The organism is Nonomuraea muscovyensis (assembly GCF_014207745.1).
Taxonomy (GTDB): Bacteria; Actinomycetota; Actinomycetes; order Streptosporangiales; family Streptosporangiaceae; genus Nonomuraea; species Nonomuraea muscovyensis.
Genome location: NZ_JACHJB010000001.1, coordinates 20,239 through 40,961, shown reverse-complemented (window position 1 = coordinate 40,961; position 20,723 = coordinate 20,239). Strand labels below are relative to the sequence as shown.

Here is a 20,723-nt window from a genome sequence, read left to right as displayed (position 1 = left end):
TCACTCCGCCCGGCTGACGGCCTGCTCCGGCAACAGGTCGTCGGCCGGCGCGGACCGGCGGCTCAGCCAGCGCCTGACCGGTGTCCGCACGCCCTCCCGCATGCCGCGCGCCGACAGCCCGAACCTGCACTCCTTGAGCCGTACGCCTGCCGGGTGCACGAGCCCGGCGAACCCGCACGCCGACAGGTCGAGCCCGTGCAGGGCCAGGCTGGGCGCGTCCACCTGGCGCAGCGAGATCAGCGCGGACCGGCCGCGCCCCGTCACCGTGGCCGGACCGCGCAGCACCGCGCCCTCCAGATCGGCCCGCGCGTCGGCCAGCCGGAGCGTGGTCGCGCCCACCACCTCCAGCCGCCGCAGGTCCGCACCGCCGTCGCTGACGGACACGTCCAGCGTTCCGTCGGCGCGGGCACGGGCGGCCGACAGCCTGCCGGTCACCGACAGGTAGGCGTCCGCGGCGAAGTGCGCCGCCTCGAACAGGACGCCGCCGCGGACCTTGCGGAACGACAGCGTGCGGCCGAACCTGGCGCCGCGGAAGGTGGCCCCGTCGCCCAGCCGCGCGCCGTCGAAGGTGGCGAACCCGTCGAAGCGGGCCCGCTCGCACGACATGCCGTGCCCGAAGCCGGCCTGGCTGAACAGGGCGTCGCGCGCCATCACGGCCCGATCCAGCGACAGGTGGCCGCGCACCTCGACACCGTGGAAGGACAGCTCGCGGGCGAACCTCGCGCCGGCCAGCGACACGTTCCCCTCGAAGCGGCTGCCGAAGAACGACGCCAGCCGCTCGAACACGGCGCCGTCGAGCGACACGTCGCCGGCGAAGGTCATCTCGGCCAGCCGCACGTCGCCGGTGAAGCGCACCCGGTCGAGCCGGGTCCGGCCGGGCCGGCGGCCGTTGGCCTCGACCACGCGGGTCAGCAGGTCACCGCCGAGCACGGTGCCACGCAGGTCGAGCAGCCGCCCGGGGGTCATCTCGGCCAGGGTGGCGGTCAGGTCGTCGGGGTGCAGGTGGGGCAGGCAGAGTCCGTACGGCCGGCGAGCGATTCCCGTGCAGGCAGCGGAGTGCGTGCAGGTGACCCAGTCCATGCACTGGTCATACCCCGTGAGGGCCTCTGTCAAGGTTCGATAATTTCACGCTCTATCTATATTTATGTAGAAATATGTGGCCTCATCTCCCTCTAAAGTGCCGGTCATGCGTGTTTTAGCCCGGGCCTTCGCCGCCGCGCTCGTCGCGGCCGCGCTGTCCGCCACCCCCGCGCTGTCCGCCACGGCCGCCACCACGACCCCCACGCCGACGCCGGCCGACCCGTGCGCCACCCCGCCGACCCACCGCATCTCCGAGGTGCAGGGCAACGGCGACGCGACGCCCCTCGCCGGGCAGACCGTGCGGGTGGAGGGCATCGTCACCGGCGACTTCCAGAAGAGCGACCAGCTCAGCGGCTTCTTCCTGCAGGACCCGGCGCCGGACGCCGATCCGGCCACCTCCGAGGGCCTGTTCGCCTTCGCCCGCGACACGCTCAAGGACGTCAGGCCCGGCGACCGGGTCCTGGTGACCGGCCGGGCCTTCGAGTTCAACGGGTGGACCGAGCTGTCCCCGGTGACCGCGCTGGACGTCTGCGGCACCGGCACGGTGCCGGCCCTGCCGTACCGGTTGCCGAGCGACGGGCTGGAGCACGTCGAGAACATGCTGCTGACGTTCCGGCAGCCGCTCACCGTCAGCGACCACTACAACCTCGGCCGCTTCGGCGAGGTCACCGTCTCGGCTGATGGCCGGCTGTTCCAGCCGACGGACCGGCCCGGCGTCGACCCCGGGCTGAACCGGCGCCGCAGCCTGCTCATCGACGACGGCTCCTCCCGGCAGAACCCCGCCACGCTGCCCCCCGTCGTGCGCGCCGGCGCGGTGGCCACCGGGGTGACCGGCGTCCTCGGCTACGGCTTCGACGCCTACCGGCTGCAGCCCACCAAGCCCATCACGTACCTGGACGCCAACCCGCGCCGGTCGCGCCCGCTGCCCGTCGGCGGCAACGTCAAGGTGGCCTCGTTCAACACGCTCAACTGGTTCACCACCCTCGGCTCGCGCGGCGCGAACACCGCCGAGGAGCAGCAGCGGCAGCTCGCCAAGCTGGTCGCCGCCCTCAAGGGGCTCAACGCGGACGCGGTCGCCCTCATGGAGGTGGAGAACAACGGCCGGACCGCGCTGCAGGCCCTGGTCGACGCGGTCAACGCCGAGATGGGCGCCGGCACGTACGCCGCGCTGACCCACCCCCACCCCGGCACGGACGCCATCCAGGTGGGCCTGATCTACAAGCCGGGCAAGCTGACCCCCGTCGGCGAGCCGCGCGCCTCGCAGGACCCCGTCTTCAGCAGGCCGCCGCTCGTCCAGACCTTCCGCAGGGCCGGGGGCGGCCAGCCCTTCACCATGGTGGTCAACCACCTCAAGTCGAAGGGCTCCTGCCCGTCCGGCGACGGCCCGGACGCCGACCAGGGCGACGGGCAGGGCTGCTGGAACGCCACCCGGGTGCGGCAGGCACAGGCGCTGCTGGGGCTCGTGGCGGACCTGCCGAACCCGCTGGTCCTCGGCGACCTCAACGCCTACGGCGAGGAGGACCCGATCGACACCCTGGAGGCGGGCGGCCTGACCAGCCTCACCAAGCGCTTCGTGCCGGCGCGGCAGCGCTACAGCTACCTGTTCGGCGGACTCGCGGGCGAGCTGGACCACGCCCTGGCCGGCAGGCAACTGCTCAGGCGGGTCATCGGGGCCACGATCTGGCACGTCAACGCCGACGAGCCGAGGGTCTTGAGTGCGATAGGTCAAGGCACCCGCCCTGACCTGTACGAACCCGACGCCTTCAGGTCGTCGGACCACGATCCGGTGATCATCGGCCTGTACCTTCCGGGAGGGAAGTCCTAGCCGTGGACATCGAGTCCTTCGCCCGGGCCCTCGTGTCCCTCCCACGGGGCGTCGGCTGAGCATCGTCGGGCAACTCGTTCTGGAGGTGGCGCCGCATGGACGCGCGCCGAGAGGCGTGCTGATCAACGGGCTTCTGGTCTTCGGCAAGTTTGTCCAGCCGCGGGTGAGAAGTACCGCAAAGCCCGGCGCGTTTGTCGACCAAGGTCGTGTTCCTCACCATGCTTGACAACGGGCGAGGCTGTCGCCGTGACGGATCGCCGGCCCGTCGTGGAGCACAGGGATGCGGAGCGGAGTCATGGCTGAACAGGGACGCGTGCGCTGGAAGCGCTTCGCTCTGATCTTCGCGCCGGTCGCGGCGATGACGTCGCTGCTGATCGGCGCCACGGTTCAAGGCGTCATCGGCGCGACCTTCGTGGTCTCCGGCGACACGTTCAAGCTCTTCACCGGCGAGCTGCGCGGTCAGGGCTTCGCGTTGGCCGGTGGAGTGGTGCGCACCAAGCAGGGTCAGGTCATACCCGTCGTGGTGACCGGCGTCCGGCGAGCCGTGGCGACCGACCTGTGCCAGAGCGTGCTCATGAAGACGCCTCTGGGGGCCGTGACGGTCAGGATCACCGGCGGCCAGGGCGGGAACGAGGTGACGGTCGAGGACATGGTGATCGACGTGGCGGCGGCCCGGAGCGCGGCCTCTCTAAGGGACATCGAGCTGGGCAGGGACGCCAGCACCCTCGACGAGGTTCCCGGGGTCAGGGGACCGGCCGGTACCTTCGGCGGGCAGGGCAGGGCGCTCACGCTCCGGAACGTCAGGCTGAGCGCGTGGGCGGTCACGGCCGCGACCTTCAGCCTGCCCGATCTCGGCGTCAAGGTCATGCCCGGCGAACACGAATGCTTCTAGGGCGGGATCGGTCCAGGACTCGTCGCGGTGGTAGGCCGGTCACGACGCGAGCGAAGGATGGAAGATCATGAAATCGTGGCGGCGTTCACGGCCGTTCTGGGGCGGGCTGTTCATCTTGGTGGCGGGGATGGAGCTGCTCTCCATCCCGCTGGCCGTCAACGCGCTGTCGGTGGCCATCAGGTTCGGCACGGTGGGGGCGACCTACCTGATCGCCCTGATCATGATGATCGCGGGGTTGCTCGTCTGGCTGCAGCCGGGCCAGCGGGTGTTCCTCGGCCTCGTGGCGGTGCTGCTGTCCATGGCGTCCTTCGTTTACTCCAACCTCGGCGGTTTCCTGGTCGGCATGACCCTCGGCCTGCTCGGTGGCATGCTGGCGATCGCGTGGACCCCAGTCAGCCGGCCGGACACGCGAGTCGACACCCTCGACGTCCGGATCGTGATCGCCGCGGCGCGGACGATCCGGTCGCGGATGAGCGCGCTGATCCGGGCGGTCGGCCACGGCGCGCGCCCGCGACGGTCGGCGTCGGTCCGGTTCACGTTTCCCGCATGGCGGCGAGGGCTTCGCGGACGCTCGGATAGACGGGGAGTTGCCGGGTGGCGCCGGCGTGGTAGGGATTGGCTCGTATTTGCCCCAGGACGGGCTCGTGTACACGGGCCAGCGCGAGCCGGCAGCCGAGCGCTCGCAGATCGAGAGTGAGCTGGGCCAGAACATCGGCGGCGGTGGCATCCATGTAGAACACCGCTTCGAAGTCCAGGATCACGCTCCGTGGAAGCGGCGACCCGGCCGTGACCGAGGTGAGGAGTCTCTGCCGGATCCACGCGGCGTTGGCGAAGAACAGTGGCCCGTCGGCGCGGTAGATGAGGGTGTCCGGATGGGGCGACGGCTGCCCGGCGAGCTCGTGGGGGGGACCGTCGTCACCGGTGACGCCGAGGACGGCGTCATGCGGACGGCGGCGCGGCGGAGCAACTGGGCGACCGACAGCACCACCGCGACGAGCAGGCCCACCAGTACGCCGAAGGCCAGCACCCCGGCCATGCTGATGAGCGCGATCACGCTCTCGACGCGATAGCTCCGCCACAGCCGCACCCAGCCGGTGACGTCGATGAGTTTGGGCGCGCCCACGATGACGATGGCCGACAGCACCGCCATCGGAAGGAGCGCCACGATCGGCCCGCCGGTGAACAGGACGAAGGCGACGATGCCCGCGGCCACGAGCTCGAAGACCTGGGAGTGCGCGCCGGCACCACGGGCTGACAGGCTTCGCGAGGTGCTCGCCATCGGAGGGAGGCCGCCCAGCGCGCCCGAGGCGATGCTCGACGCACCCAGTGCGGCGGACTCCCTGTCCAGAGAGATGTGCTCGCCGGAGTCGACCGTGGTCCGGCGGACGGCGCTCACGGTCTCGACCGAGGCGACAAGGGCCATGCCCGCCGCGGGGATCAGCAGCCCCCACACGTCGCCAAGACTCGTAGACAGCCGCGGGAGGGTGGTCGGGCCCCCGGACACCGGTCCGACCACCGCGACGCCGTACCGGGCCAGCCCGAGCGCGGCTGACACCGCGATCGCGGTCAGGCAGACCAGCAGCCCCCCGGGCAGGCCGGGCGCACAGCGCTTGAGCAGCACGAGTGCGACCACCGCACCCAGACCCATCGCCGCGGTGAACGGCTTGATCTGCTCCAGGTGGGTGCACACCTGCCACAGTCTGCGGAGCGGATCGGTTCCGTGCGTCGGGACCCCCAGCAGCGGCCCGACCTGCCCGGTGATGACCTCCACCGCCACTCCGGACTGGTATCCGAGCATCACCGGCGCCGACAGGAAGTCGGAGAAGCCCTGCAACCGCAGCGTCGCCCCCAGCAGACACCACATGCCCATCAGAAGCGACAGAACCGCCGCGAGCGCCGTCGCCCGGGCCACGTCGGAGCCCGCTCGCTCGTGCACCACGCTGAAGGTCAGGAGCGCCAGGGTCGACGAGGGCCCCACCGACACGAATCGCGTACGAGTGAGCAGGGCGAAGACTGTCGCGGCGCCCAGCGCCGTGTACAGGCCCGCAGCAGGTGGCAGCCCGGCCAGAGCGCCGTAGGCCAGCGCCTGGGGCAGCAGGGTTACCGATATCACGAGCGCGGCGACGACGTCCGCGCGCAGCTAGCGTACCTGGTAGTGCCGCAGTTGGCCGAGAACCGGTATCGCCTTCGTCGCGAAAGTGACGCCTGTGCCCATCTCCTCATCATGTGTCCGGCGACGGGCGGGGATCTCAAGGTACGCCCGTTGACGTCGCAAAGACTTGGACTCACGTGAGGACCGAGCCGGCGGCGCGGCGCCGCACGCGTCCGTGTCTCATGGGTCGTCTCATGGGTGGTCGCGGGGCGCATGCCGCGATCACCGACGAGGGAAGACGGTCTCCCAGTCACCGGCCATGCTGACGACGGTCCAACCGGCGCGCGCGGCGGTCGCCGTGACGGGCTCGGATTCGGTCAAGGTCGCCGCCTCGCCGGCGTAGGCGAACTCACGCTCGGCGTCGTCATGCTCGACGAGCAGCGCCAGAGCCGGCCGGTCCGTGGCGACGGCCCATTCGAGCATCTCGCGGTCACCGCCGGAGTTGCCGGCGGCCAGGATCGGGCGCCGCCCGAGTTGCGTCTGGATGTTGGTGACCTTGACAGGTCCCTCGTTGGCGCCGCCGAGCACTCTGCCGGTACGGCGGAGCCCAGGACGCCCGGAGCTGTCCCGCCCGAAGTCGTAGGCGATGAGCGTGCCGACGACGAGCTCGGGTGGCACGCCGTAGAGGTCCCCGCTGACAGCGCGGACGAACTCGGTCCCACCTCCTGTCACGATGCCGACGGTGAAGTCCCGCCGGCGGAGTTCGCCGATCAGCTCCAGCATCGGCTGGTACCGGGTCGCGCTCATCGGCCTGCCGAGCGTGGCGTGGGTCGCCGTCGCCATGAAGGCGCGGACCTCGGTGGCGAACGCTTCAGGGGCGAAGCCCTCGAACAGGTCGGCCAGGGCGAGCGCGATGCGCGTCAGGCCGAAGTCGCCGACCCGTTTCCGATCGCCGCTGAGGAGCGCGGTGAACTCGTCCCGCTCGCCGGTCGACGGGTCGTCCGCCACTCGCCGACGCAGAGCGCTCAGGAAGAACTCGAGCTGGACGTATGCCGGCCGCTCACACCACAACGTGCCGTCGTTGTCGAAGTAGGCCACCCGGTCGGCCCGCGGCACCGAGCGGGCGGCGTCGAGGAAGTCGAGGAGCGCGTCCCTGCTCGCGCCTGGCCGCCATGACGGCAGCAGGTTCCCCGCGATCACGACCCGGCACCCGTCATATGCCCGGACAGGGACGAGTCCCAGACGCAGCGGAAGCCGATATGGCTCATGCCGGTGTCGATCATCTGTGGTCGGCGGGCGGCGGGCCTGTACCGCAGGCAGTAGGTGTCGGCGCACAGGTACGACCCACCCTTGATCACCTTGCGTGGAATGCGGAACTGCGGCTGCGCCGGGTCGTAGCTCGAGTCGACGTCACCGCCGCGGGGATTGCGCGGGACGCAGCACGGCGACGCGGCCTCGTCCAGGTGCCGTCCGGTCCACCAGTCGGAGGTCCATTCCCAGACGTTGCCCGCCATGTCGAACAGCCCATGGTGATTCGGCGGAAAGGACCCGACCGGCGCGGTTCGCGACCAACCGGACTCCCCCGTCGAGCGCCAGGGGAAGTCGTCTCCGTCCCAGGTGTTGGCCATGATTCGGCCCTCGGGCCGGGGCTCGTCGCCCCACGTGAACGCGGCGCCCTCGAGGCCGCCGCGAGCGGCGTACTCCCACTGCGCCTCGGTCGGCAACGCGGCGCCGATCCAGGTCGAGTAGGCGACGGCGTCCTCGTAGGCGACGTGGACAACCGGATGGTCAAGGCGATCGCCGACGTCCGAGTCTCCCCCCTCGGGGCGGCGCCAGCACGCGCCCGGCGTCCACCTCCACCAGAGGCTGAGATGCCGCAGGTCGACCGGGCCGGGCGTCGGCACGAACACCATCGACCCCGGCACCAGGTTCTCAGGCGGCGCACTGGGGAACTCTGCCGGGTCCAGCGGCCGTTCGGCCACGGTGACGTAGCCGGTCGCCGCCACGAACGCGGTGAAACGACGGTTGGTGACGGCGACCGGGTCGATGGCGAACCCGTCCACCCGCACCTTGTGGGCCGGCGCCTCCTCGCGATAGTGGTCGTCGGAGCCCATCGTGAAGACCCCGCCGTCGAGGCGGATCGAGCCGTTGGAGCCGTGCATCGTCCACGCCGCGCGATCGGCGACCCGACCCGTGTCGCTCACGTGCTCGATATCCCGGTGCGCAGCCTGTTCATCACCTGGTCGACGCCGAAGCTCGCCGGCGCCTGTCGCGGTGGGAAGTCGCCGAAGGTCGAGAGCATGGCGGCCACGAACGACTGCGCGGGGACCAGGGCCCACGCGTGATCGAGCAGCCAGTCGTAGTAGGTGTTGGAGGTGATGTCGGCGCGCTCGTAGGGGTCGGTGCGCAGATTGAGGATCTTCGGGACGCGCAGCTCCGTGTACGGCTCGGCCCAAACCCGCAGCGTTCCGACGGCACGCTGCTCCAGGAACACCAGCTTCCAGTTGGAGAACCGCAGCGCGGTGAAATCTCCGTCGTCGGAGACGTAGAAGAAGTACTCGCGCGGGCTCTCCTCCACCTCGCCGGTGAGGTAGGGGAGCTGGTTGTGACCGTCCAGGTGCACCTGGTACGACGTGTCGCCGAGGTCCGTCCCCGCCTTGAGCCTGTCGGCGATGTCCGGCACGCCCGCCGCTGCCAGCAGGGTGACGAACCAGTCGTTGTGGCTGACGATGCCGTTGAGCACGGCACCCGCCGGGATCTTGCCCGGCCACCGCACCACGGCGGGAACGCGGTACGCGCCCTCCCAGTTGGAGTTCTTCTCGTTGCGGAACGGGGTCATGCCGGCGTCGGGCCAGGTGTTCATGTGCGGGCCGTTGTCGGTGGAGTACATGACGATCGTGTCCTCGGCGATGCCGAGCTCGTCCAGAACGGCGAGCAGGTCCCCGACGATGTCGTCGTGGTCGAGCATGGTGTCGTGGTACTCCGACTGCCAACGCCCCGCGCGGCCGCTGCTCTCCGGCTTGCAGTGCGTGCGGAAATGCATGTGGGTGGAGTTGAACCACACGAAGAAGGGCGTGCCGGCCTCGTTCTGGCGGCGGATGAAGTCGATCGCCGCGTCACGGAACTCCTCGTCGCAGGTCTCCATCCGTTTCCTGGTGAGCGGTCCGGTGTCCTCGACGCGCTGGGTGCCGTCCTTCCTGGCCCATGAGCGGATGACCCCTCGCGGCCCGAACCGCTCCCTGAACCCGGGGAACTCCTCTTCGGTCGGGTAGTCGACCTGCTCCGGCTCCTCCTCGGCGTTGAGGTGGTAGAGGTTGCCGAAGAACTCATCGAAACCATGCGCGGTCGGCAGGAACTCGTCACGGTCGCCGAGATGGTTCTTGCCGAACTGGCCGGTGGCGTATCCGAGGGCCTTGAGCGCGGTGGCGATCGTCGGGTCCTCGGCGCGCAACCCGACGTCGGCGCCGGGCATGCCCACCTTCGTCAGACCCGTCCTGTAGGGGTTCTGGCCGGTGATGAACGCGGCTCTGCCCGCCGTACAGCTCTGCTCGCCGTAGTAGTCGGTGAATCGCACGCCCTCTTCGGCGATCCGGTCGATGTTGGGAGTGCGGTAGCCCATCAGGCCGTCGCTGTAACAACTGAGGTTCGAGATCCCGATGTCATCTCCCCAGATGACCAAAATGTTCGGTCGCTCCGGCATGCATCCCCCAGGTCCACATCGCTCGACAGCCGCGCTACACAGGCTCCGTCCGACCAGCATGGCTCGACGGCCGAAACATCCGGGCCATTGAGTTGTCAAGATTCGAGGTGGCCGTCACCAAGAACGCGTGCCGACCCGTGTGGCCGGCCCGCCCCTGAGGCAACGGCGGGGGAGAGCCCTCCGAGGGCGCCGTACAGCCCGCGGAAGCCGTTCTTCGACAAAAGCCGGCGCCCCGGGAAGGTCGCCCCATGGAGATCTCGCGGGTGGGACGGCCCGATTCAAAGGACCGCCAAGGTTCGTCCACGGCTCGCGTGCGGACCATCCCCGCTGGGGATGACGAGTGGGGGGGCTCTGGTTGGATTTTTGGAGAGCGCGATGAGTCGCACGCCCGAAGAGTGGCGCAGGAACCTTCCCATTCCCGATGTCGCCCGGCCGGGCTTCACCGCGCTGGACATCAGAGACCAGGATCCCGCCTTCGACAGGAAGCAGCCGTTGCGCCCTCCGGCGAACGCCCCGAACGTGCTCATCGTGCTGGTCGACGACATGGGATTCGGCGCGTCGTCCGCCTTCGGCGGGCCGTGCGGGATGCCCACGGCCGAGCGGTTGGCCGCACAGGGGCTGAAGTACACCCGCTTCCACACCACGGCGCTGTGCTCCCCGACCAGGCAGGCGCTGCTGACGGGGCGCAACCACCACTCGGTCGGCATGGGCCTGGTCACCGAGATGGCGACCGCCGCTCCCGGCTACAACGGCATCCGTCCCAACAGCGCCGCGACGATGGCCCACATCCTCAAGTACAACGGGTACGGCACGGCCGCGTTCGGCAAGATGCACCAGACGCCCCCCTGGGAGACCAGCCTGTCGGGGCCGTTCGACCGCTGGCCGGTCGGCGACGGGTTCGAGAAGTTCTACGGCTTCCTCGGCGGTGAGACCAACCAGTGGGAGCCGACCCTGCTCGACGGCACCACGCCGGTGCTGCCTCCACGCAGGCCCGAGGAGGGCTACCACCTGTCGGAGGACCTCGTCGACCAGACGATCTCCTGGATACAGGCCCAGCGGGCGCTCAGCCCCGACAAGCCGTTCTTCGCCTACCTGTCCTTCGGCGCGACGCACGCGCCGCACCACGTGGCGCCCGAATGGCGCGAGCCGTACAGGGGGCGCTTCGACGACGGCTGGGACGCGCAGCGGGAGCGGACGCTCGCCCAGCAGAAACAGCTGGGCGTCGTCCCGACGGAGGCGGAACTGGCGCCGTGGCCCGAGGAGGTCCCGCACTGGGACCGGCTCACCGACCGGCAGAAGCAGGTCGGAGCGGCGCTGATGGAGAACTACGCGGGCTTCGCCGCCCACACCGACCACCAGGTCGGCAGGCTCGTGGACGCGCTGACCGACATGGGCGTCCTGGAGGACACCCTCATCTTCTACATGCTCGGCGACAACGGTGCCTCCGCCGAAGGCGGGCTGGACGGCACCACCAACGAACTGTTCACCCTCAACGGGATGGTCGACACCGTCGACGACATCATGGCAGGGCTCGCCGCGCTCGGCGGGCCCGAGTCGTACCCGCACTACCCGGTGGGCTGGGCTCTGGCCATGGACACGCCCTTCCAGTGGACCAAGCAGATCGCCTCCCACTACGGCGGCACCCGAAACGGCCTGATCGTGCAGTGGCTCGGCGGCATCCCGCGTAGGGGCGAGGTCCGGCACCAGTGGCACCACGTGATCGACGTCCTGCCGACGGTCCTGGAGATCACCGGGCTGCCCGAGCCCTACTCCGTGGACGGTGTCGCGCAGCGGCCCGTCGAGGGCGTCAGCATGCTTTACAGCTTCGCCGACGCCGACGCGCCCGAGCGGCACACCACCCAGTACTTCGAGATGTTCGGCAACCGCGGCATCTACCACCAGGGCTGGACCGCGGTGACCCGCCACCGCATCCCGTGGGAGACGGGGGCGCAGGGGATGCGCTCCTTCGACGAGGACGTCTGGGAGCTGTACGACACCTCCGCCGACTGGAGTCAGGCCCACGACCTGGCACGGGAGCATCCGGACAGGTTGGCCAGGCTGAAGGAGCAATTCCTCGTCGAGGCCGCCAAGTACCAGGTGTTCCCGCTGGACGACCGCGGCTTCGAGCGGGCCAATCCAGAGATCGCCGGTCGCCCCGACGTCCTGGCAGGCCGTACGTCGATGACGCTCCACGCCGGCATGAGGCACCTGCAGGAGAACACCGTTCCCAATGTCAAGAACAAGTCGCACACGGTCACCGCGGAGATCGAGGTACCCGGCGGCGGCGCCGACGGCGTGATCGTGGCGCAGGGCGGCCGGTTCGGCGGCTGGTCGCTCTACCTGCACGAGGGCCGGCCCGTCTACTGCTACAACTACTTCGGCAAGCAGTACGTCTACGTGCGGGCGCCCGAGGTCCTGGCTCCCGGGCCGCACACCGTCCGCTTCGAGTTCGCCTACGACGGAGGCGGCATGGGCAAGGGCGGCAGCGGCCTGCTCGCCGTGGACGGAGCCAAGGTCGCCGAGGCGCGCATCGAGGCGACGGTCCCCTTCGCATTCTCGGCAGACGAGACGCTCGACGTCGGCACCGACTCGGCCTCTCCGGTGAGCGCCGACTACGGAAGCACCGGCAACTCCTTCACCGGAGCGATCCGTTACGTGCGCATCGACATCGGCGACGACGACCACAGCGATCTGGAGAGTGCCGAGCACCGGCATCACCGGATCATGACCCGGCAGTAGCCCGACCGGCGACGCCGGCCTCGCCTGGCGGCCCCCGGCCTCCATCGACCGGACGCCTGCCGTTCCTCCGACCACGACCCGCTCATCGTCGGCCTGTCACCGCCCGGCCGCTGACGCCCGCCACCAGGTCCGGCCGTGACGCGGCCGGACCGGTGGCATGGAATGCTGGCGGTGGGTACGTGGTTGGCATGGGATGCGTCCGCGCGGCGCCTCTCCGGCACGGTCCGCGGACCCGGAGACCGACAGACTCACCCGACGATACGAGGAGCCACTTGTGGCGAGCATCGAGGTAACCGAGACCAACTTCAACGACATCGCCGACAAGGGCATCGTGCTGCTCGACTTCTGGGCGGAGTGGTGCGGCCCGTGCAAGATGTTCGGCCCGATCTTCGAGAAGGCGTCCGAGAAGCACGACGACATCACGTTCGGCAAGATCGACACTGATGCGCAGCAGGCTCTCGCGCAGGGCTTCGAGATCACCTCGATCCCGACGCTGATGGCGATCCGTGACGGCATCGTCGTCTACGCCCAGCCGGGCGCCATCCCCGCGCCGGCGCTGGAGGACCTCATCCGGCAGGTTCGCGCCCTCGACATGGACGCCATCCGGGCGGAGCTCAGCGAGGAGATGAAGAACGCCCAGCAGAACTGACCGGAGGTCAGGCACGCCCCGCCGTGCCCGGCGGGGCCCACCCGAGCCCGGCGAACGTCGAGCCCGGAGAACGTCGAGCACCGAGTACGGCGAGCCCGGCACGCCGCCGAGCCGCCCGCACTCAAGCTGAGCACGGGCGGCCGCCCACGGGGTGGGCCGGTCAGACTGGGCCGGTCAGACTGGGCCGGTCAGACTGGGCCGGTCAGACTGGGCCGGTCAGACGGAGCGGTAGAGCTCAGCGACCCGGAAGGCCAGGTCGAGCGACTGGCCGCGGTTGAGCCGCGGGTCGCAGGCGGTCTCGTAGCGCAGCGCCAGGTCGTCCTCGACGATCTCCTGACCGCCGCCCACGCACTCGGTCACGTCGTCACCGGTGAACTCGATGTGGATGCCGCCGGGGTGGGTGCCGAGCGAGCGGTGCACCTCGAAGAAGCCGGCCACCTCGTCGAGCACGTCGTCGAGCCGCCGCGTCTTGTGGCCGCTCGGCGCCTCGAAGGTGTTGCCGTGCATCGGGTCGCACAGCCAGGCCACCTGGGCGCCCGACGCGGTCACCTCCTTGACCAGGCTGGGCAGCAGCTCGCGGATGCGGGGGGCGCCCATCCGGGTGATGAACGTGAGCCGGCCCGGCTCGTTGTCCGGGTTGAGCCGCTCGACCAGCTCCAGGGCGTCGTGGGGCGTGGTGGTCGGGCCCAGCTTCACGCCGATCGGGTTGCGGATGCGGGCGAAGAAGTCGACGTGGGCGCCGTCGAGCTGGCGGGTGCGCTCGCCGATCCACACCATGTGCGCCGACACGTCGTAGGGCAGGCCCGTCCGCGAGTCGATGCGGGTCAGCGCCCGGTCGTAGTCGAGGATCAGCGCCTCGTGCGAGGAGTAGAACTCGACGGTGTGGAACTCCTCGGGGTCGGCGCCACAGGCCCGCATGAACGCCAGCGCCTGGTCGATCTCGCGGGCGAGCTGCTCGTAGCGGCGGCCGGCGGGCGACTCGGCCACGAAGTCCTGGTTCCAGGCGTGCACCTGGCGCAGGTCGGCGTAGCCGCCCTTGGTGAACGCCCTGGCCAGGTTGAGCGTCACGGCCGAGGAGTGGTAGGCCTTCAGCAGCCGCCACGGGTCGGGCGTGCGCGACTCGGCGGTGAAGTCGAAGCCGTTGACCATGTCGCCCCGGTAGGCGGGCAGCTCCACGCCGTCGCGCGTCTCGCTGCCCTTGGACCGCGGCTTGGCGAACTGCCCCGCGAGCCGGCCGATCTTGACGACCGGCACCTTGCCCGCGTAGGTGAGCACGATCGCCATCTGCAGGAGCGTCTTGAGCTTGTTGCGCACGTTGTCGGCGGTCGCCCCGGCGAACGTCTCGGCGCAGTCGCCGCCTTGCAGCACGAACGCCTCGCCGCGGACCACGGCGGCCAGCTGCTCCTTGAGCTGGTCGCACTCGCCGGCGAAGACGAGAGGGGGCAGGCCGCCGAGCTCGGCGACGACCTTTTCGAGCTCGCCGCGGTCGGGCCAGTCAGGCTGCTGCGCCGCGGGGAGGGCTCGCCAGGAATCGAGATTGCTCTGTGCGCTCACGACATACGAGGGTATTCCACCGGCTCGTCTGGGCCGACCCCGATGTCCACGTTGTGAGAACAAAGTTTCACGATCCGGTTACGGACCCGGCCGGGAGCCGGCCCAGCACCTCGGTCAGCGCGGTGGTGGCCGCGTCGCGCAGCCGCGCGTACTCCGCCTCCGGATACTGCCGGGGCCCGTTCTCCACCAGCAGGATCAGGTAGAGGTAGGCGCGGTAGAGATCGAGGCGGACGCGGGCGGCCGGGGTCAGCTCCAGCGGGGTGACCTCGCGGTAGCCGGCCAGCAGCGGGTCGTCCTCGCGCAGCTCGGCGAAGATGGTCGGGGTGACGAAGTCGGCCAGCGGGTCACCCCAGAACGCCCGCTCGTGGTCGATGATGGCCTGGATCCGCGGCGGGCCGGTGAGGTCGAGGAAGACGTTGCCCGCCCACACGTCGAAGTGCACCAGGTGCGGCGTCGTCACCTCGTCCAGGGCGGGCGCGGCGGCGGCGAGCCGCGCGGCGATCTCCGCGGGTGGCAACGGCAGGGGTGTGGGATAGCGTTCGACGTCGGCCAGCAGCGCCCCGGTCATGGCGAGGTAGGCCTCCCGCCAGGTGGCCCCGGTGATGCCGGCGTGCGGATATCCGAAGACGTCCCCGGTCACCGCGTTGAACCGGGCAAGGTGGCGGCCCAGCTCGCGGCGGAGCGCCTCCTCGCCGCCGGAGGTCAGCGTGGTCGTCACGGTGTTCCACGACACCCCGTCGAGCGCGCCGAGGACGAGATAGTCGCCCCCCAGCACCGGGTCGTCGAACCCGGCGGCCAGCAGCGCGGCCACCGGCACGCCCGCCGCCGCGGCCAGCTCGCAGACCTGGGCCTCCATCCGCAGCAGGTGGCGCTCGTAGGTGAGCTGCTCCAGCTCGGGCGGCGGCGACAGCTTCAGCACCACCTCGCGCCCGTCGTCGAGGGTCAGCCGCCACACGGCGTTGGCGAACCCGTCGGTCAGCTCCGCCGAGGAGCGCACGCCCGCGCCGAGGGCCCGCCGCGCCAGCCCGTCGAGCTCGCCGGGGGACAGGCGCCGTTTCGTCCTACTGTCCACGCGCCAATTGTCCCGTCGGACCGCGCTGATCGTCCAGGCCGATCGTCCAGCTCGCCTCATGCTCCCCACCCGGCTCCAGCACGACCAGGTCGGTGCCGGAGTTGAACGCGTCGGGCGGGCACGTCATCGGCTCCACCGCCACGCCCTCGTAGCCGATGCCGGCGCCCGCGCACACCTGGACCCACGGCAGCACGGCCGGGTCCCACGTGACGCGGACGTCGCCGACCCGCGCCTCGCCGCGCTCCAGCCCGGTGAAGGCGTGGTCGAGCGCCGCCCCTTCGACGGGGACCGGCTGCGGCCGGCGGAAGTCGTACGGCGTGCCGCCGACGTCGGTCAGCTCGCGGGGCAGCAGCCTGTCGTCGGTGAGCAGCACCCGCGACGCCGGCAGGGTCAGCTCGTCGCCGAGCAACCACGGGTGCGGCGCGCAGCCGTAGGGCGCCGCGGTGTCGCCGACGTTGCGCGCGGCGAGCGTGGTGGTCAGGCCGTCGGCGCCGAGCCGGTGGGTGACCCGCAGTTCCAGCGTGAACGGGTAGCCGGGGGCGGGCAGCAGGGTGTGCTCCAGCCGCACGAGGTCGTCGCCCGCCCGCTCGACCCGCCAGGTGACGGCGGAGGCCAGGCCGTGCAGCGCGTGGCCGCGTTCGGGCTCGGTCACCTCCAGCTCGTACGCGCGGCCGGCGAAGGCGTAGCGGGCGTCGCCGATCCGGTTGGGCCAGGGGGCGAGGATCGTCCCCGCGTAGTTGGGGACCGGCCCGCCCTCGGGCCAGGTCGTGATGAGGTCACGCTCACCGTGCCGCAGCGACCGCAGCGCCGCGCCACGCGGGCTGACCTGCGCGGTGTAGCCTGCGGCGGCGAGCTCGGGCACGGCGGGTCCTTCCGGTGGGCGGCGGCGTCACGCCAGCATAATCCGGTCCCGCCGGACTCCCGGGAGGCGACCGGGCGGGTCAGGCGGACTGGCGGCGCACCAGGTGGGTGTCGAGGATGACCACCGGCTGGCGCAGGACCTCGCCGTTGATGCGGGCCACCAGCAGTTGCGCCATCTGCCGGCCCATCGCCTCGGTCGGCTGGTGGACGGTCGTCAGCGGCGGGTCGGTGTGCATGGCGGCCTTGGAGTCCTCGAAGCCGACCACGGCGACGTCGCCCGGGATGGCCCGGCCGGCGGCCTTCAGCACCCGCATCGCGCCGACCGCCATGAGGTCGGAGGCGGCGAACACCGCGTCGAGCTCCGGATGGCCGTCCAGCAGCTCGCGCATCGCCGCCGCGCCGCTCTCCTCGGAGAAGTCGCCGTAGGCCACGAGCTCCGGCAGGCCGGAGGGCAGCAGCGCGTCGCGGTAGCCCGCCAGACGGTCGACGCCCACGCCCATGTCCTGGGGGCCGGCGATGGTGGCGATCGCGCCGCGGCCGAGGCCCAGCAGGTGTTTGACCGCCTGCCGGGCCCCGGCCCGGTTGTCCATGTCGACGTAGCTGTAGGGGGACAGGCCGACGGGCCTGCCGCCGAGCACGGTCGGCACGCCCATCTCCTCCAGCCGGCCCGGCAGCGGGTCGGCGCCGTGCAGCGACAGCAGCAGCACGCCGTCGACGTGCTGCCCCGTCAGGTAGTGCTCCAGCCGTTCGTGCTCCTCGGGCGACTGCGCCATGGCGAGGATGAGCTGCAATCCCGTCTCCGACAGCGCCGAGCCGATGCCGCGGATGGTGCCGGCGAAGTAGGGCTCGTCGAACACGCGGAGCTCCGACTCCGAGACCACCAGGGCCACCGTGTCGGTGCGCCGCGTGACCAGCGTCCTGGCCGCCCGGTTGGGCACGTAGCCCAGCTCCTGGATGGCCTGCCGCACCGCCTCGCGCGCCTTGTCGCTGACGTTGGGCGAGCCGTTGATGACTCTCGACACCGTGCCCCGGCCGACGCCGGCCCGAGCCGCGACTGCCTCAAGAGTCGGTCGGTTCATGTCGCCTATTGTGCCGGATGATCTCGGCGTACCAGAGAGCGCTGTCCTTGAGCACCCGCCGCTGCGTCTCGAAGTCGACGTGTACCAGCCCGAACCGCTTGCCGTAACCCCAGGCCCACTCGAAGTTGTCCATCAGCGACCAGGCGAAGTACCCCTCCAGCGGCACGCCGGCCTCGATCGCGGCACGGCAGGCGCTCAGGTGGGCGTCGAGGTAGGCCCGCCGGTCGGTGTCGTGCACCCGGCCCTGCTCCAGCACGTCGTCGAACGCGGCGCCGTTCTCGGAGATCACCAGCGGGACCGCCGGGTAGTCGCGCGCCACCCGGTTCAGCACCTCCAGCAGGCCGTCCTGGTCGATCTCCCAGCCCATCGCGGTCACCGGCCGGCCGCCGTTGACGAACGACACGTGCTCGCTGCCCACCCACGGCGAGCCGGTGTCGGTGGGCGCCGCCGCGGCCGACGCCTTGCCGCCCGGAGCGCCGGAGACGGTGAAGCGGCTGTAGTAGTTGACCAGCAGCACGTCGATCGGCGCGTTGATGACGGCCATGTCGCCGTCGGCGACGAAGTCCAGGCCGACCCCGAGGTCCTCGATCACGTCGTCGGGGTAGCGGCCGAGCAGCAGCGCGTCGAGGAAGAAGCGGTTCTGCAGGCCGTCGATCCGCCGCGCCGCGTCCAGGTCGGCCTCGCTCCGGGTCTCGGGGCTGACCGCGTACAGGTTGACGCAGCCGCCCACGCGGCGGGCGTCCATGGCCTGGACGGCGAGCCCGTGCGCGAGGTTGAGATGGTGGGCGGCCCGGACGGCGTTGGCCGGCTCGCGGCGGCCGGGCGCGTGCTCGCCGGAGGCGTAGCCGAGGAAGGCCGCGCACCACGGCTCGTTCACCGTGCTGAAGGTGTGCACGTGGTCCTTCAGCGCGTCGTGCACGCACCGGGCGTAGTCGGCGAACCGGTAGGCGGTGTCGCGGTTGGGCCAGCCTCCCGCGTCCTCCAGCGCCTGCGGCAGGTCCCAGTGGTAGAGCGTCAGCCAGGGGTCGATGCCGTTCGCGCGCAGCTCGTCGGTGAGCCGCTTGTAGAAGTCGAGCCCCTTGAGGTTGAACGTCCCCGAGCCGTCGGGCTGGATACGCGGCCAGGAGACGGAGAAGCGGTAGGCCGTCAGGCCCAGCTCGGCCATGACGGCGACGTCGTCCCTGAACCGGTGGTAGTGGTCGATGGCCACGTCCGCGTGATCGCCGCCGAGCACCCGGCCGGGCGTCCGGGTGAAGGTGTCCCAGATCGACGTGCCCCGGCCGTCCTCGTTCACCGCCCCCTCGACCTGGTACGCCGAGGTGGCCGCGCCCCACGCGAACGTCGCGGGGAAGCGGAGGTGGGAGCTCGCCTGCTCCTGTTGAGTCGTCACGCCTTGACCGCACCTTCCATCAGGCCGCCGACGATCTGCCGGCCGAACAGCACGAAAACCACGAAGAGGGGGAGGACCGAGGCGGCGGTGCCGGTGAACAGCATCACGTAGTCGGTGCCGTGGGCGGAGTTGAGCGCCGCGATGGACGTCTGGACCACCGGGTTGTCCGGGGTCAGCACGATCAGCGGCCACATGAACTCGTTCCAGGTCTGCATGAACACCAGCAGCGCGAGGACCGCCATGCCCGGCCGGAGCGCCGGGACGACGATCCTCCGGTAGATGCCCATGGTGGTCGCCCCGTCGACCCGGGCCGCCTCGACGAGCTCGTCGGGGACCGCCTGGGAGGTGTACTGCGTCATCATGAACACGCCGAACCCGTTGACCAGGAAGGGCAGGATCACCGACTGGAGCCGGCCGGTCCAGCCGAGCGTGACCATCAGCTCGTACAGCGGCACCACGCCCATCTGCTGCAGCGGCACCATCATCGTGACGAGGATCAGCCCGAGCAGCAGCTTGGAACCGGGGAAGCGCAGCTTGGCGAACGCGAAGCCGGCCAGGGTCGAGATGAGCACCACCGACACCGTCACCGTGGTGGCCACGATCGCCGAGTTGACCAGGCCGGTCACGAAGTTGGCGTCCTCGGTGGCCAGCAGCCGCTCGACGTTCTCGCCGAGGTGGCCGCCGGGCAGCAGCGGCGGGGGCGTCTCGACGGCGTCCTCGTTGGTCCGGGTCGCCATGATGAACATGTAGTAGATCGGGAACGCCGACATGATCAGTGCGAACACCAGCGTGATCTTGGTCAGCAGTGTCGCGTCCCAGGGCTTGTTCCTCATCGCGCCCCCCTGATGCGCCGGGTGAACCCGTAGTTGATCATCGTGCCGACCAGGATCAGCACGAACAGCAGCCAGGCGGCCGCCGCGGCGTAGCCCATGTCGAAGTCGCGGAAGGCCTCCTTGACGATGAACATGGCCACGGTCTGGTACTGGCCGGTGGTGCCGCCCGTCATCATCGGGTTGCCCTCGAACATGACCGGCTCGGCGAACAGCGTCATCCCGCCGATGGTGGAGATGAAGACGACGAACACCAGCGTCGGCCGCAGCATCGGCACCGTGATCTGCCAGAACTGCCTGCGGGCCGAGGCGCCGTCGAGCGCGGCCGCCTCGTACAGGTCGCGGGGGATGGTCTGCATCGCGGCGAGCAGGATGATCGCGTTGTAGCCGGTCCAGCGCCAGTCGACCATCGTGGAGATCGCGAGCCAGGACGACCACTTCTCGTTCTGCCAGACGATCGGCTCGACGCCGAACCAGCTCAGGATCCAGTTGAACAACCCGTAGTCGCGGCTGTAGAGCTGGCTGAAGATCACCGCCACGGCCACCACCGAGGTCACCAGCGGCAGCAGCACGCCCAGGCGCAGCAGCAGCCTGCCCTTGAGCCGCTTGTTCAGCGCGTTGGCCAGCATCAGGGCCAGCACCAACTGCGGGACCGTGGCCAGGGCGAACATGCCGAGCGTGTTGATCACCGCGTTCCAGAAGGACGCGTCGGTGACGAGCTTGACGTAGTTGTCCAGGCCGGTGAAGGTCTTGTCGCCCGCGAGCTCCCAGTCGTGCAGGGACAGCCACAGCGTGTAGGCCAGGGGGAAGACGCCGAAGATCGCGAACAGCACGTAGTAGGGCGACACCAGCAGGTACGGCACGCCCTTGAGGTCGAAGCGACCCCACCGCCCGGGTGGCGGGGCCTGGCTGGGCGGCCCCTGCCGCGGCGGCGCGAGTTGGAGAGTCATGGAAACCTTT

Annotated in this window: 17 protein-coding genes and 1 pseudogene; 5 read left to right on the top strand and 13 right to left on the bottom strand. The window is 70.5% G+C overall.

Annotated elements, in window-relative coordinates:
* A complete protein-coding gene (locus FHU36_RS00165; RefSeq protein ID WP_185081781.1) occupies positions 1–1,080 on the bottom strand; it encodes a pentapeptide repeat-containing protein in 1,080 nt (359 codons plus the stop codon).
* Positions 1,081–1,186: 106 nt separating this feature from the next.
* Between FHU36_RS00165 and FHU36_RS00160 the strand changes: the two genes are divergently transcribed.
* From FHU36_RS00160 to FHU36_RS46715, 3 genes and pseudogenes are all read left to right on the top strand, one after another.
* Entirely contained in the window at positions 1,187–2,905 is a 1,719-nt protein-coding gene (locus FHU36_RS00160; protein ID WP_185081780.1) for an ExeM/NucH family extracellular endonuclease, read from the top strand.
* Between the two features lie 295 nt (positions 2,906–3,200).
* Positions 3,201–3,797 (top strand): DUF6230 family protein, encoded by a 597-nt coding sequence (locus FHU36_RS00155; protein ID WP_185081779.1) that lies wholly within the window; start codon positions 3,201–3,203, stop codon positions 3,795–3,797.
* Between the two features lie 67 nt (positions 3,798–3,864).
* Positions 3,865–4,173: pseudogene (locus FHU36_RS46715) on the top strand (DUF6114 domain-containing protein); the annotation flags it as partial.
* A gap of 157 nt (positions 4,174–4,330) precedes the next feature.
* On the opposite strand, the gene FHU36_RS46710 reads toward FHU36_RS46715, so the two are convergent.
* The 5 genes from FHU36_RS46710 to FHU36_RS00130 form a co-directional block, all read right to left on the bottom strand.
* Positions 4,331–4,612: a sodium-independent anion transporter gene (locus FHU36_RS46710; protein ID WP_376774133.1), complete on the bottom strand. Its 282-nt coding sequence runs from the start codon at positions 4,610–4,612 to the stop codon at positions 4,331–4,333.
* Positions 4,555–5,937, bottom strand: a complete 1,383-nt coding sequence (locus tag FHU36_RS00145) for a SulP family inorganic anion transporter (protein WP_281394179.1) — start codon at positions 5,935–5,937, stop codon at positions 4,555–4,557. The genes FHU36_RS46710 and FHU36_RS00145 overlap by 58 nt, the downstream gene beginning before the upstream one ends.
* Before the next feature lie 234 nt (positions 5,938–6,171).
* The gene (locus FHU36_RS00140; RefSeq protein ID WP_221495714.1) at positions 6,172–7,089 is read right to left on the bottom strand and encodes an HAD family hydrolase; all 918 of its coding nucleotides are present in this window, start codon (positions 7,087–7,089) and stop codon (positions 6,172–6,174) included.
* Positions 7,086–8,093, bottom strand: a complete 1,008-nt coding sequence (locus FHU36_RS00135; RefSeq protein ID WP_312891366.1) for a formylglycine-generating enzyme family protein — start codon at positions 8,091–8,093, stop codon at positions 7,086–7,088. The genes FHU36_RS00140 and FHU36_RS00135 overlap by 4 nt, the downstream gene beginning before the upstream one ends.
* Complete coding sequence (locus tag FHU36_RS00130) at positions 8,090–9,589, bottom strand: arylsulfatase (protein ID WP_185081776.1); 1,500 nt, start codon at positions 9,587–9,589, stop codon at positions 8,090–8,092. The genes FHU36_RS00135 and FHU36_RS00130 overlap by 4 nt, the downstream gene beginning before the upstream one ends.
* A 375-nt stretch (positions 9,590–9,964) precedes the next feature.
* Between FHU36_RS00130 and FHU36_RS00125 the strand changes: the two genes are divergently transcribed.
* Together FHU36_RS00125 and trxA are read left to right on the top strand one after the other, a co-directional pair.
* A complete protein-coding gene (locus tag FHU36_RS00125) occupies positions 9,965–12,328 on the top strand; it encodes an arylsulfatase (protein ID WP_185081775.1) in 2,364 nt (787 codons plus the stop codon).
* Between the two features lie 274 nt (positions 12,329–12,602).
* Entirely contained in the window at positions 12,603–12,977 is a 375-nt protein-coding gene (trxA, locus tag FHU36_RS00120) for a thioredoxin (protein WP_185081774.1), read from the top strand.
* Between the two features lie 216 nt (positions 12,978–13,193).
* On the opposite strand, the gene FHU36_RS00115 is transcribed toward trxA, so the two are convergent.
* From FHU36_RS00115 to FHU36_RS00085, 7 genes are all read right to left on the bottom strand, one after another.
* Positions 13,194–14,531 carry a class II 3-deoxy-7-phosphoheptulonate synthase gene (locus FHU36_RS00115; protein WP_185081773.1) on the bottom strand — a complete coding sequence of 446 codons (1,338 nt, stop codon included), beginning with the start codon at positions 14,529–14,531 and terminating at the stop codon, positions 13,194–13,196.
* Between the two features lie 67 nt (positions 14,532–14,598).
* Positions 14,599–15,603, bottom strand: a complete 1,005-nt coding sequence (locus tag FHU36_RS00110; RefSeq protein ID WP_185081772.1) for a phosphotransferase family protein — start codon at positions 15,601–15,603, stop codon at positions 14,599–14,601.
* Positions 15,593–16,465: an aldose 1-epimerase family protein gene (locus tag FHU36_RS00105; RefSeq protein WP_185081771.1), complete on the bottom strand. Its 873-nt coding sequence runs from the start codon at positions 16,463–16,465 to the stop codon at positions 15,593–15,595. The genes FHU36_RS00110 and FHU36_RS00105 overlap by 11 nt, the downstream gene beginning before the upstream one ends.
* Before the next feature lie 79 nt (positions 16,466–16,544).
* Positions 16,545–17,543 carry a LacI family DNA-binding transcriptional regulator gene (locus tag FHU36_RS00100; protein ID WP_185081770.1) on the bottom strand — a complete coding sequence of 333 codons (999 nt, stop codon included), beginning with the start codon at positions 17,541–17,543 and terminating at the stop codon, positions 16,545–16,547.
* Positions 17,524–18,933, bottom strand: coding sequence for a GH1 family beta-glucosidase (locus FHU36_RS00095; RefSeq protein ID WP_185081769.1), 1,410 nt, complete (start codon positions 18,931–18,933; stop codon positions 17,524–17,526). Before FHU36_RS00095 ends, FHU36_RS00100 begins: the two co-directional genes overlap by 20 nt.
* Entirely contained in the window at positions 18,930–19,766 is an 837-nt protein-coding gene (locus FHU36_RS00090; RefSeq protein ID WP_185081768.1) for a carbohydrate ABC transporter permease, read from the bottom strand. Before FHU36_RS00090 ends, FHU36_RS00095 begins: the two co-directional genes overlap by 4 nt.
* Entirely contained in the window at positions 19,763–20,713 is a 951-nt protein-coding gene (locus FHU36_RS00085) for a carbohydrate ABC transporter permease (protein WP_185081767.1), read from the bottom strand. Before FHU36_RS00085 ends, FHU36_RS00090 begins: the two co-directional genes overlap by 4 nt.
* Positions 20,714–20,723 lie beyond the last annotated feature (10 nt).

Bases quoted from the DNA above. Each gene is read 5' to 3' on its own strand.
- FHU36_RS00125 (WP_185081775.1), top strand. From the start codon at position 9,965: ATGAGTCGCACGCCCGAAGAGTGGCGCAGGAACCTTCCCATTCCCGAT.
- FHU36_RS00155 (WP_185081779.1), top strand. From the start codon at position 3,201: ATGGCTGAACAGGGACGCGTGCGCTGGAAGCGCTTCGCTCTGATCTTC.
- FHU36_RS00160 (WP_185081780.1), top strand. From the start codon at position 1,187: ATGCGTGTTTTAGCCCGGGCCTTCGCCGCCGCGCTCGTCGCGGCCGCG.
- FHU36_RS00085 (WP_185081767.1), bottom strand. From the start codon at position 20,713: ATGACTCTCCAACTCGCGCCGCCGCGGCAGGGGCCGCCCAGCCAGGCC.
- FHU36_RS00100 (WP_185081770.1), bottom strand. From the start codon at position 17,543: ATGAACCGACCGACTCTTGAGGCAGTCGCGGCTCGGGCCGGCGTCGGC.
- FHU36_RS00165 (WP_185081781.1), bottom strand. From the start codon at position 1,080: ATGGACTGGGTCACCTGCACGCACTCCGCTGCCTGCACGGGAATCGCT.
- FHU36_RS00130 (WP_185081776.1), bottom strand. From the start codon at position 9,589: ATGCCGGAGCGACCGAACATTTTGGTCATCTGGGGAGATGACATCGGG.
- FHU36_RS00090 (WP_185081768.1), bottom strand. From the start codon at position 19,766: ATGAGGAACAAGCCCTGGGACGCGACACTGCTGACCAAGATCACGCTG.